This window comes from Cryobacterium sp. AP23, from assembly GCF_054075385.1.
Genome location: NZ_CM133415.1, coordinates 3,823,105 through 3,835,366, shown reverse-complemented (window position 1 = coordinate 3,835,366; position 12,262 = coordinate 3,823,105). Strand labels below are relative to the sequence as shown.

Annotated in this window: 9 protein-coding genes; 1 reads left to right on the top strand and 8 read right to left on the bottom strand. The window is 68.5% G+C overall.

What is annotated here, in order from left to right; translation table 11 throughout:
- The 8 genes from prfA to argS form a co-directional block, all read right to left on the bottom strand.
- Positions 1-1,080: a peptide chain release factor 1 gene (gene prfA / locus ACU5E9_RS18080; RefSeq protein ID WP_456811275.1), complete on the bottom strand. Its 1,080-nt coding sequence runs from the start codon at positions 1,078-1,080 to the stop codon at positions 1-3.
- Positions 1,080-3,749, bottom strand: coding sequence for a transcription termination factor Rho (gene rho, locus ACU5E9_RS18075; protein ID WP_456811274.1), 2,670 nt, complete (start codon positions 3,747-3,749; stop codon positions 1,080-1,082). Before rho ends, prfA begins: the two co-directional genes overlap by 1 nt.
- Positions 3,750-4,066: 317 nt before the next feature.
- Positions 4,067-5,020, bottom strand: a complete 954-nt coding sequence (gene thrB / locus ACU5E9_RS18070) for a homoserine kinase (RefSeq protein WP_456811273.1) — start codon at positions 5,018-5,020, stop codon at positions 4,067-4,069.
- Positions 5,017-6,138 carry a threonine synthase gene (gene thrC / locus ACU5E9_RS18065; RefSeq protein WP_456811272.1) on the bottom strand — a complete coding sequence of 374 codons (1,122 nt, stop codon included), beginning with the start codon at positions 6,136-6,138 and terminating at the stop codon, positions 5,017-5,019. Before thrC ends, thrB begins: the two co-directional genes overlap by 4 nt.
- Positions 6,138-7,475, bottom strand: a complete 1,338-nt coding sequence (locus ACU5E9_RS18060) for a homoserine dehydrogenase (RefSeq protein WP_456811271.1) — start codon at positions 7,473-7,475, stop codon at positions 6,138-6,140. Before ACU5E9_RS18060 ends, thrC begins: the two co-directional genes overlap by 1 nt.
- Positions 7,472-8,941 carry a diaminopimelate decarboxylase gene (lysA, locus tag ACU5E9_RS18055; RefSeq protein WP_456811270.1) on the bottom strand — a complete coding sequence of 490 codons (1,470 nt, stop codon included), beginning with the start codon at positions 8,939-8,941 and terminating at the stop codon, positions 7,472-7,474. Before lysA ends, ACU5E9_RS18060 begins: the two co-directional genes overlap by 4 nt.
- Before the next feature lie 144 nt (positions 8,942-9,085).
- Positions 9,086-9,874 (bottom strand): LmeA family phospholipid-binding protein, encoded by a 789-nt coding sequence (locus ACU5E9_RS18050; RefSeq protein ID WP_456811269.1) that lies wholly within the window; start codon positions 9,872-9,874, stop codon positions 9,086-9,088.
- Between the two features lie 2 nt (positions 9,875-9,876).
- Entirely contained in the window at positions 9,877-11,553 is a 1,677-nt protein-coding gene (argS, locus tag ACU5E9_RS18045) for an arginine--tRNA ligase (protein ID WP_456811268.1), read from the bottom strand.
- A 43-nt stretch (positions 11,554-11,596) separates the two neighbouring features.
- Here argS and ACU5E9_RS18040 point away from each other — a divergent pair, with 43 nt between their 5' ends.
- Complete coding sequence (locus ACU5E9_RS18040; RefSeq protein ID WP_456811267.1) at positions 11,597-12,244, top strand: hypothetical protein; 648 nt, start codon at positions 11,597-11,599, stop codon at positions 12,242-12,244.
- Positions 12,245-12,262: the final 18 nt, after the last annotated feature.

Below are 12,262 nucleotides of genomic sequence, written 5' to 3'. Positions count from 1 at the left end.
CTAGTCGTGGTCGCCGATCTCGGCGAGGCGGGTGGCCTCGTCGGCGGTGATGCAGGAGTCGATGACGGCATCCAGGGCGCCGTTCATCACGGTGTCCAGGTTGTACGCCTTGTAGCCGGTGCGGTGGTCCGCGATCCGATTCTCCGGGAAGTTGTACGTGCGGATGCGCTCTGACCGGTCCATGGTGCGGATCTGGCCCTTGCGCACCAGCGAGGCGGCCTCGTCGATCTCTTCCTGCTGCCGGGCGAGGACGCGGGCGCGAAGGACCCGCATACCCGCTTCCTTGTTCTGCAGCTGGCTCTTCTCGTTCTGCATGGCTACCACGATCCCGGTGGGGAGGTGGGTGATGCGCACGGCGGAGTCCGTTGTGTTGACGGACTGGCCACCGGGGCCGCTTGAGCGGTAGACGTCGATCTTGAGGTCGTTCGGGTGCAGCTCGACCTCTTCGGGCTCATCGACCTCGGGGAAGACGAGAACGCCCGCCGCCGAGGTGTGGATGCGTCCCTGCGACTCGGTGGCCGGCACCCGCTGAACGCGGTGCACACCACCCTCGTACTTCAGGTGCGCCCAGACGCCTTCGGCGGGGTCGGCCGAGTTGCCCTTGATGGCCAACTGGATGTCCTTGATGCCGCCGAGGTCGCTCGTGGTCTGCTCGATGATCTCGGTTTTCCAGCGCTTGGACTCTGCGTAGTGCAGGTACATGCGCAGGAGGTCGGCGGCGAACAGCGCGGATTCCGCACCGCCCTCCCCCATCTTGATCTCCATGATCACGTCGCGGGCATCCAGCGGGTCGCGCGGGATCAGCAGGCGGCGCAGCTTTTCGGCCGCGTCCTCCAGCTGGTCCGTGAGCCCGGGGATCTCGTCGGCGAAGGAATCATCCTCGTCGGCGAGTTCCCGGGCGGCTTCGAGATTGTCGCCAATCTCTTTCCACTCGTTCCAGGCCGCGATGATGCGGCTGAGCTCGGCGTAACGACGGTTGACCTTTTTGGAACGGGCGGGGTTCGCGTGCAACTCCGGGTCCGCCAGCTGGGACTGCAGCTCGTCGTGCTCAGCCTGCAGAGTCAGGACAGACTCGAACATCAGTGATCCTTGTCTGACCCGTTCGGGGTCGGCATCGACTTCTGAACCTGCATCAGGAACTCGACGTTGGACGAGGTCTCCTTCAGCCGGCCCAGGATGACCTCGAGCGCCTGCTGCTGCTCGAGTCCGGCCAGTGCGCGGCGCAGCTTCCAGGTGATCTTGACCTCATCGGCGCTCATCAGCATTTCTTCGCGGCGGGTGCCGGATGCGTTGACGTCGACGGCCGGGAAGATGCGCTTGTCGGCCAGGTGGCGCGACAGGCGCAGCTCCATGTTGCCGGTGCCCTTGAACTCCTCGAAGATGACCTCGTCCATCTTGGACCCGGTCTCCACCAGCGCGGAGGCGAGGATGGTGAGCGAGCCACCGTTCTCGATGTTGCGGGCAGCACCGAAGAAACGCTTGGGCGGGTACAGCGCGGATGCGTCCACTCCACCGGAGAGGATACGACCCGACGGCGGGGCCGTCAGGTTGTAGGCGCGGCCCAGACGGGTGATCGAGTCGAGCAGCACGACCACGTCGTGGCCCAGCTCGACGAGACGCTTGGCACGCTCGATGGCGAGCTCGGCGACCGTGGTGTGGTCCTCGGCGGGACGGTCGAAGGTGGAGGCGATGACCTCACCCTTCACCGTGCGCTGCATGTCGGTGACCTCTTCGGGGCGCTCGTCGACCAGGACGACCATGAGGTGGACCTCGGGGTTGTTCGTGGCGATGGCGTTGGCGATCTGCTGCATCACGATGGTCTTGCCGGCCTTGGGCGGCGCGACGATCAGGCCGCGCTGGCCCTTGCCGATCGGGGCGACGAGGTCGATGATGCGCTGGGTCAGCTTGCCCGGCTCGGTCTCGAGGCGCAGACGCTCCTGCGGGTAGAGCGGGGTGAGCTTCTGGAACTCGACGCGGGTGGCGGCTTCCTCAACGGTCAGGCCGTTGATGGAGTCGACCTTGACGATCGCGTTGTACTTCTGGCGGCCGCTCTGGTCGCCCTCGTGCGGCTGACGGATCGAGCCGACGACAGCGTCACCCTTGCGCAGGTTGTACTTCTTGACCTGGCCGAGCGAGACGTAGACGTCGCTGGCACCGGGCAGGTAGCCGGAAGTGCGCACGAAGGCGTAATTGTCGAGAACGTCGAGGATGCCGGCGACCGGGATGAGCACGTCATCGTCGGTCAGTTCGGGCTCGAAGTCGTCGTTGCTGGTGGCGCCGCGACGCTTGCGGTCGCGGAAACGGCTGCGGTTGTTGCGGCCGTTCAGCTCGTCCTCGGGGCCGGAGTTGCGGTCCAGACCCTGGTTGCGGTCCTGGCCCTGACGCTCCTGCTGGGCGCGGTCGCTCTGCTGGCGATCCTGCTGCTGGCGGTCCTGGCCCTGGCCGCGGTTGCCGGCCTGGCGCTGGTTCTGCTGGCGGTCGTCGCCACGCTCGGCTGCGGCGCGGTCGTCGCCGGCCTGCTGGCCACGGTCGCCCTGCGCGCGGTCGCCCTGGGCACGGTCGCCCTGGGCACGGTCCTGGCCACGGTCGCCCTGGTTGCGGTCGCCGCCGCGGCTGCGGTTGCGGTTGCGGCCCTGGCGGGGCTGGTCGGACTGCTCGGTGTCGGCAGTGGTGATGTCGTTCTGCTCGGTCGGCTCGGCCTGCTCGGCTGCCTCGACCTGCTCGGTCGGCTCGGCGGCCTGCTCGGTCTGCTCGGCCCGGGCGCCGCGCTGGTTGCGCTGGCGTCCGCCGCGCTCGTTGCGCTCGGCACGCACGACGCCCTCGGGGCGCTGGATGCGGGATTCGGTGCTCTCGGCGTCGACGGTGTCGGTCTCGACCGGTGCGGCGTCGACGACCTCGGCGGGAGCCTCGTAGCCGTCTTCGGCGTTCTGCGCGTCGATCAGGCTGCGGGCGTCGAAGGCGTTGCGGGCGGTGGCAGCGTTGTTGTTGTTGCCGCCGTTGCGTCCGCCGTTACGGCCGTTGTTGCGGCTTTCGTTGCGGTTCTCGCTGCGGTTGTCGTTGCGGGTGTTGCCGCCGCGACGGTTGTTGCGGGTGTTGCCGGCGGCGCCGTCGGTGGCGGGCTCGGTGGCGGCAGGCGCCTGGGTGGCAGCGGGTGCCTCGACGACGGATGCTGCGGCCTCGGCGACGAGTGCGGCGGCGACGGCCTCGGTGATGGTGGCGGTGCTGGCGCGCTTGCGGGCCTGGCGAACCGGCTTCTCGGTGGCGGGTGCATCCGCGACGATGTCGCCTGCGGTGGCGCCGGCGTAGGTGGTGGGCGCGGTGGTCTTGCGACGGCTGCTGCCGGCCTCGGGGAGGATCAGGCCGAGGCCCAGTTCACCGTCGGCGTTGACGTGGGCGACGGCCGGAGCGGACGCGGCGGTGGTGACCCGGCGGGAAACCCGCTTCTTCGGGGCTGCCTCGGCGGCGGGCTCGGCCTCGACGGCCGGAGCGGCAGCTTCGGTCGCTACCTCGACGGGGGCGTCGACGACGACAGCTGCGGCGGCAGCCGGCTCGGCCGGGGTGGACTCGGTCGCAGTGGACTGGGTCGCGGTGGACTGGGTCGCGGTGATGGCCTCGACGAGTTCTCCCTTGCGAAGCTTGGAAGCGCCCTGGATGCCCAGTTCGCCGGCCAGAGCCTGAAGCTCGGCAACGCGAAGGGTGGAGAGGCGAGAGATGTCCACGCCATCGGCGTGGAGGTTGACGTTTGTCACGAAGTATTTTTCCTTTCCCCTGGCGCTTACGAGCGGGCCAGAGAAGATGTGCAGCGCCGGTGCGCTGCGGGTGATCCAATCCCACACAGTGGCGGATTGGAGTGAACACACACAGCCACGCGAAGACGCAGTAGCAGTGAGTTACAGGGAATACACCAGAGAACAGATCCGCGAGTGGCGGTTTCTATCGGGTGCGCAACCACTCTAGCAGGTTCGGACGGCCATGCAGGCGCGCCGCCGCCGCTTGGCATGAGAAAACCCTCCCCCGCATTGCGGGAAAGGGTTTCACTCGGCGCTGACGGTTCAGAGCTGACGGGTCAGACGTCGGTGCGGATGACCGTTGCGCCCTTGAAATCCACGGCGAGCATCAGCGACTGCCACGGGGTGTCGGAGTGCTCGGCCACCAGGTCGGCGGCGACCAGACGCTGGCCGGGGTCACTGGCCAGCACCAGGATCGACGGGCCGGCTCCCGAGACGACGGCCGCGAAGCCGTTGTCGCGGAGCAGCGTGATCAGCCGGTTGGTCTCCGGCATGGCTGCTGCCCGGTAGTTCTGGTGCAGCTTGTCCTCCGTGGCCACGAGCAGCAGCTCCGGGCTCTGGATGAGGGCCGCGATGAGCAGGGCGGACCGGGACAGGTTGAAGACGGCGTCCTCGTGCGGGACCGATTCGGGCTGCAGGCTGCGCGCCAGCGCGGTGGACATGACGTGCTCGGGCACGAACACCATCGGCGAAACGCCGCGGTGCACCATCAGCTTCTTGTGCCGGGGGCCGTCGGGCTGCATCCAGGCGATGGTGAGTCCGCCGAAGAGGGCGGGCGCCACGTTGTCCGGGTGCCCCTCCATCTCGGTGGCGAGCACCAGGAGCGCGTCGGAGTCGATGTCGACGATGCCGTCGAGCAGGCCCTTGGCGGCCATGATGCCCGACACGATCGCGGCACCGGACGATCCCATGCCGCGGCCGTGCGGGATCTTGTTGTCGGCGATCAGCTTGAGCCCCGGCAGCGGGATCCCGTACGCGTTGAAGGTGTGGGCGATGGCACGCACCACGAGGTTGCTCTCGTCGGTGGGCACCTCGCCGGCGCCGATTCCGTGCACCTCGACGAACACGCCGGGCGTGTCCGTCACCTCGACCTGCAGGTGGTCGTAGTGCGCGAGGGCGAGGCCGAGGGTGTCGAAGCCCGGGCCGAGGTTCGCCGTGGTGGCGGGCACCTTCACGACGACCGATCGACCGGCCAGGGCGTTGCGTCCCGCGACGGGGAGCGCGGTGGTCACTTCTGGCCCAGCCCCAGCAACTCGGCGATGGCCGCGGTGTCGACCGGCACGATGGTCGGCTTCACGTCGGAGCCGTCGGCGGTGCGGAGCGCCCACTGCGGGTCCTTCAGGCCATGGCCGGTGACGGTGAGCACCACGGTGGCGCCCTTGGGGATCTCACCGGCGTCGGAGCGTTCGAGCAGGCCGGCGACGCTGATCGCGGAGGCGGGCTCCACGAAGATTCCCACCTCGGCGGAGAGGATGCGGTAGGCCTCGAGGATCTTCTCGTCGCTGATGGCGCCGAAGTATCCGTCGCTCACCTCGCGTGCGGTCAGGGCGAGGTCCCAGGAGGCCGGGTTGCCGATGCGGATGGCGCTGGCGATGGTCTCGGGGTGCTCGACGCGGTGGCCGAGCACGATCGGGGCGCTGCCGGCGGCCTGGAATCCGAACATCCGCGGCAGCTTGGTGGTGGCGCCGCGGGCGAGTTCTTCGCTGTAGCCGCGGAAGTACGCGGTGTAGTTGCCGGCGTTGCCGACGGGCACGATGTGGAAGTCCGGTGCGTCTTCGAGAACTTCGACGACCTCGAACGCGGCGGTCTTCTGGCCCTCGATGCGGTCGGGGTTGACCGAGTTGACCAGGTGCACCGGGTAGTTCTTGGCCAGGTCGCGGGCGATGTCGAGGCAGTCGTCGAAGTTGCCCTGCACCTGCAGCAGCTGCGCGTTGTGCGCGATGGCCTGGCTGAGCTTGCCCATGGCAATCTTGCCCTCCGGCACCAGCACGACGGCCTTGATGCCGGCGTGGGTGGCGTAGGCGGCGGCGGATGCCGAGGTGTTGCCGGTGGAGGCGCAGATGACGGCCTTGGCGCCGTCTTCGACGGCCTTGGAGATCGCCATCGTCATGCCGCGGTCCTTGAACGACCCGGTGGGGTTCATGCCCTCGTACTTGACCCAGACCTTGGCGCCGGTGCGCGCGGACAGCGCGGCGGCGGGGATCAGGGGGGTTCCGCCCTCACCGAGGGTGATGATCGGGGTGGCGTCGCTGATGTTCAGCCGGTTGGCGTACTCGCGCAACACACCGCGCCACTGACGGGACTGGGTCTTGACCATCTGGTGCTGACCGGTCTCTCGTTCGCTGGACATCAGACTCCTTCAACTCTTAATACGGATGCGACTTTGGTGACGACACTGTTGGCGGCAAGGTCGATCACGGTCGCGGCAAGCGCAGCCTCCGTGGCCTCGTGCGTTCCAATGACAAGGGTAGCTGTGCCTGAGACGGGCTCGTTACTGGCAGTTCCGGGCTCTGCGGGCGTCATCGACTGTTCAACGAGCGCGAGCGAAACATGGTTTTTGCTGAACACTCCGGCAATCGTGGCGAGAACGCCCGGTTCGTCGGTGACCTCGAGGATGACCGCGTACCGGGTGGTGACCTTGCCGATTTCCAGCACCGGCAGGTCGGCGTGGATCGACGCGGCGAATCCGGGGCCGCCGACGACGTGGCGGCGGGCCACCGAGACGACGTCACCGAGCACGGCGGATGCGGTCTGCACTCCCCCGGCGCCGGCGCCGTAGAACATCAGCGGACCGGCGGCCTCGGCCTCGACGAAGACGGCGTTGTTGGCGCCGTGCACCACCGCGAGCGGGTGGCTGTTGTGCACCATCGCCGGGTAGACGCGGGCGGAGACGCCCTCGACGCCGGTCTCCGGGTCGGTGAGGCGTTCGCAGATGGCGAGCAGCTTCACCACGTAGCCGGCCTTGCGGGCGGATTCGATCTGCTGCTGGGTGACGCCGGTGATGCCCTCACGGTAGACCTTCTCGATCGGCACGTTGGTGTGGAAGGCGAGGCTGGCCAGCAGCGCGGCCTTCTGCGCGGCGTCGTAACCCTCGATGTCCGCGGTGGGGTCGGCTTCGGCGTAGCCGAGCTCGGTGGCGGTGGCGAGGGCCTCTTCGAGGGTGTCGCCGGCCGAGTCCATGCGGTCGAGGATGAAGTTGGTGGTGCCGTTCACGATGCCGAGGATGCGGTTGACCCGGTCCCCCGCAAGGCTGTCGCGCAGCGGGCGCACGATCGGGATGGCGCCGGCGACGGCGGCCTCGTAGTTGAGCTGGGCGCCGACCTGGTCGGCGGCCTCGAACAGCTCGGCGCCGTGCTGGGCGAGCAGCGCCTTGTTGGCGGTGACGACGTCGGCGCCGGAGTTGATGGCCTGCAGGATGTAGCTGCGGGCCGGCTCGATGCCGCCCATCAGCTCGATCACGATGTCGGCGCCGAGGATGAGCGCGTCGGCGTCGGTGGTCAGCAGGTCCTTGGGCAGGTCGACGGTGCGCGGGGCGTCGAGGTCGCGCACCAGGATTCCGACAAGCTCGAGGCTCGCGCCCACCCGGTTGGCGAGCTCGTCGCGGTGCTCGAGCAGCAGGCGGGCCACCTGGGCTCCGACCGAACCACCGCCGAGCAGGGCGACGCGCAGATTGCGGTATTCGATCATCGGGTGGTTTCCTTAACATCTTCGCTAGTCGTACTGGTCGAACCCCCACCGCTGGTCGAGCTTGTCGAGACACCGTGAGCCGATCTCTCAACGCCCGCATCCCTCGCGAGCAAGTCCTCAATCGTCTCCCCCCGAATGATGACCCTGGCCTCGCCATCCGCCACCGCTACAACAGCCGGCCGCCCCAGATAGTTGTAGTTGCTCGCCAGCGACCAGCAATACGCGCCGGTGGCCGGCACCATCAGCAAATCCCCGGGCGCAACGTCCCCGGGCAGGTAGTCGGCGTCGACGACGATGTCGCCGCTTTCGCAGTGCTTGCCGGCGATGCGCACAAGCGCGGCGTCGGCATCCGACACCCGGTCGGCCAGACGCACCGAGAACTCGGCGCCGTAGAGCGCGGGTCGGGCGTTGTCGCTCATGCCGCCGTCGACGCTCACGTACAGCCGGGTGTTATCGCCGATGCGCACGGGCTTGGTGGTGCCCACTTCGTACAGGGTGACGCCGGCCGGGCCGACGATGACGCGGCCGGGTTCGATGGCGATCACGGGCACGGGGATGCCGCGGGTCGTGCATTCGGCGGCCACGATGTCGGCCAGGCCCGCCGCCAATCGGCCCACCGGGGTGGGGTCATCGACGCTGGTGTACGCGATGCCGAAGCCGCCGCCGAGGTTGAGCTCGGGCACGGGACCGCCGGTGAGGAGTTCGGTGTGCAGGTTGAGCAGTCGTGCGGCCGATTCGGCGAACCCGTCCACGCCGAAGATCTGCGAGCCGATGTGGCAGTGCAGGCCGAGGAACTCCAGGCCCTGCTCGGCGCGGATCGCCGCGACCAGCGCGGGGGCGTCCTCAAAGACGACGCCGAACTTCTGGTCCTCGTGCGAGGTGGCGAGGAACTCGTGGGTGTGCGCGTGCACGCCGCTGTTCACGCGCAGGCGCACCCGCTGCACGACACCGTGACGCACGGCGGCGGCTGCGACGCGTGCGATCTCGATCGGGCTGTCGATGATGATGGTGCCGACGCCCACGCGGGTGGCTTCGTCGATCTCCGCGAGCGACTTGTTGTTGCCGTGGAAGCCGATCCGGCCGGGGGTGACGCCCGCGGCGAGAGCCACGGCGAGTTCGCCTCCACTGCAGACGTCGATGTTGAGGCCGGCGTCCACCATCCAGCGGGCGATCTCGGTGGAGAGGAACGCCTTGGCGGCGTAATAGACGCGCACGGTGGTGCCGATGCGGGCGAACTCGGTGTCGAACGCGTTGCGCAGTTCGACAGCGCGGGTGCGCACATCCGTCTCGTCGACCACGTAGAGGGGGGTGCCGAAGCGGGCCGCGAGGTCGGTTGCGCTGACGCCGCCGATCGTGATGGCGCCGTCGTCGGCGCGGTGCGCCGAGGCAGGCCAGAGGCCGTCGGTGAGCATGTTGGCATCAGCTGGGGGGCTGAGCCACTCGGGGGCGAGTGGATTATGGGCCACGGGTGAAAACCTCACAGGAGTCAAGTGGGTGTCTCACGAAGTGGCGAGCGAACCCGGATTGGTCCCTGAAGCCAGCGAAGAGACGCGCCGAAACGGCGCGGAAAGCTACCGGAATTCTAGCGACTGCGAGTTGCGCGCGCCGAATCAAGCGGGCGAACAGGTGCCCATGGTGGTGAGCGACTGTTCGGTGAGCATCAATGTGCTCGACTCCAGCTTAATGCGTGCGCGCTCCGCCGTGACGTCCACACCGGTGAGTGTGACGCCCTGCGGCAGGTATTGGGCCACGCAGATGCTGACCGGCTTCTCCCCGAGGATCAGCTGCAGCAGGCCGCTGGCGTCGAGGGTGCCGACGCCGCTGCTGACTTCGGCGCCGGTGGCAGTGAGCACGAGGGAGTCGGCGGTGGTGGATGGCGCGGCGGTGGCCTGGTAGCCCAGCTCGAAGCCGAACACGCTGACGGAACCGGCGTAGGTGACTTCGCCGGCCCCGAGTTTCAGCTCGGTGGCGCCGGCCTGGATCGGACCGCCGGAGTCGGACGTGTCCTGCTCGTGGCTGGCCTGCAGCAGTGTGTTGAGTGCGGCCTCGTCGAGGTCGAGGGTGCCGTCGACCTGCCCGATCGGCTGGGTAGTGTCCACGGGCACGCCGGTGGCGCGGATGTGCACGGCGGCGGTCGCGCCATCGATGGTGAGCTCGGGTGCGGTCAGGTCCACCTGGTCGAACGAACCGGTCAGGTACTGGCCGATGACGGAGAAACCGCCGATGGCGACGGCGACGTCGCCGGTGACGTTCGCGGGCAGGCGTTCGGCGATCTCCGCCTGCGCCCGATTCTGCGCGTAGCTGCGCAGCACCGCATCCGCGATGAAGAAGACGCCGACCAGCGCGACAACCAGCACACCGGTGACAATGAGGCCGCGGCCGCGGCGACGCCGGGCCATCCCTACATCCGCTCGGGCGCGCTGACGCCGAGCAGGCCAAGGCCGTTGCGGATGACCTGGCCGGTGGCGTCGTTCAGCCACAGCCGGGTGCGGTGCAGGTCGGTCACCGGCTCCTCGCCGAGCGGGATGACCCGGCAGTTGTCGTACCAGCGGTGGTAGTAGCCGGCGACCTCTTCGATGTAGCGGGCGATCCGGTGCGGCTCCCGCAGCTCGGCGGCCTGGGCAACGACCCGCGGGTACTCCTGCAGCACACCGAGCAGGGCGGATTCGCTGTCGTGGGTGAGCAGTTCGGGGGCGAACGCGCTGCGGTCCACCCCGGAGTCGGCGGCATTGCGGCCGACGGAGCTGGTGCGGGCGTGGGCGTACTGCACGTAGAACACCGGGTTCTCGTTGGTGCGCTTGCCGAGTAGGTCGAGGTCGATGTCGAGCTGCGAGTCGCTGGAGGAACGCACCAGGGAGTAGCGGCCGGCGTCCACGCCGACAGCGTCGACGAGGTCGTCGAGGGTGACGATGGTGCCGGCACGCTTGGACATGCGTACGGGCTCGCCGCCCTTGAGCAGGTTGACCATCTGGCCGATGAGGATCTGCAGGTTCACCCCGGGCACGTCACCGAACGCCTCGACCATGGCCATCATGCGGCCGATGTAACCGTGGTGGTCGGCGCCGAGCATGATCAGGTTCTGGTCGAAGCCGCGCTCGCGCTTGTTCAGGTAGTAGCCCAGGTCGCCGGAGATGTACGCCGGTTCGCCGTTGGAGCGGATGATGACGCGGTCGCGGTCGTCACCGAAGGTGGTGGTGCGCAGCCAGATGGCGCCATCCGCCTCGAAAATGTGGCCGAGCTCGCGCAGCCGGGCGATGGCGCGTTCGACGGCGCCCGACTCGTGCAGGGAGTCCTCGTGGAAGAAGACGTCGAAGTCGACGCCGAAGCCGTGCAGCTTCTCCTTGATCTCGGTGAACATGAGGTCGACGCCGATGGAGCGGAAGATCTCCTGCTGCTCGTCGCGGGGCAGGACGGAAATGTCACCGTCGTGGATCTCGACGACCTTGTCGGCGATGTCGCCGATGTACGCTCCGCCGTAACCGTCTTCCGGGGTGGGCTCGCCGAGGTAGGCGGCCAGCACGCTGCGGGCGAACCGGTCGATCTGCGAGCCGTGGTCGTTGAAGTAGTACTCGCGCGTCACATCCGCGCCCTCGGCCTTGAGCACGCGGGCGAGGCTGTCGCCCACCGCGGCCCAGCGCACGCCGCCCATGTGGATGGGGCCGGTGGGGTTGGCGGAGACGAACTCGAGGTTGATCTTGATGCCGTCGTACATGTGGCCGGTGCCGTAGACGGTGCCGGCGTTGACGATGGTCTGTGCGAGGGCGCCGGCGGCGGATGCCTCGAGGCGGATGTTGATGAAGCCGGGGCCGGCGACCTCGACGGAGGCGACCTCGGGCATGGCTTCGAGGCCCGTGACGAGCTCGGCCGCCACGGCGCGCGGGTTGGTGCCGAGCGGCTTGGCGATCTTCATTGCGACGCTCGAGGCCCAGTCACCGTGGTCGCGGTTGCGGGGGCGCTCGAGAGACATATCGGCGACGCTCAGACCGAGGTCGGCGATCTCCGCACCCTCGCCACGTCGGCGCTCGACCAGGGAGTTGACGAGGTCGAGCAGGGACTGGGAAAGTTCGGCAGGGGTCACGGCGAACAATCCTACCCGGCGCCCCAGTTGATAAGGTCAACGCGTGACCCACTCCAGCTCGACCTCGCTCGTCGCCCGCCGCAGCATCCGCACCGGCCTCGCCCTCACCGGCGCCACGCTCGCACTCATCGGCCTGGCCGGCTGCGCACCGGAATCCAGCGCCGAGCCCACCGCGTCCGTCGCTCCCAGCGCCACCGCGACGGCGGAGCCAACGGCCACGGCTACCGCGGAGCCGACCGAGACCGCCACGCCGGAGCCCGTCGTGCCGCCGGCCGGTACCGCCGTGGACAAGACCTGCGAGCAGCTGCTCTCCCCCGATGACGTGTATGCGATCAACCCCAACCTCGGCGTCGACCCGGAGTATGCCGCCACCAGCGACTACGCCGTGACCGCCGCCACCTACAGCGGCATCTCCTGCGGCTGGCTCAACCAGTCCAGCGGTGAGACCTTCGAAGTGGCGCTGGCCATGCCGAACGAATCGCTTACCAACACTCTCAAGGACCAAGCGCTCGCCACCGGCGAGATCGTTCCCACCTACGGCAGCGCTCCCGACGTTGAGGGTTACTTCAGCGCCGAGACCACCACCGCGCAGGTCTTCACTCGCGGATACTGGGTGACCGTCACCGACCCCACCCTGGTCGAGCCCGGCGACGCCGAGCCCATCCTCGCCACGGTGCTCGGCAACCTTTAAGTTCGCCGCGCTCGGCTG

Bases quoted from the DNA above. Each gene is read 5' to 3' on its own strand.
- prfA (WP_456811275.1), bottom strand. From the start codon at position 1,080: ATGTTCGAGTCTGTCCTGACTCTGCAGGCTGAGCACGACGAGCTGCAG.
- thrC (WP_456811272.1), bottom strand. From the start codon at position 6,138: ATGTCCAGCGAACGAGAGACCGGTCAGCACCAGATGGTCAAGACCCAG.
- ACU5E9_RS18060 (WP_456811271.1), bottom strand. From the start codon at position 7,475: ATGATCGAATACCGCAATCTGCGCGTCGCCCTGCTCGGCGGTGGTTCG.
- ACU5E9_RS18050 (WP_456811269.1), bottom strand. From the start codon at position 9,874: ATGGCCCGGCGTCGCCGCGGCCGCGGCCTCATTGTCACCGGTGTGCTG.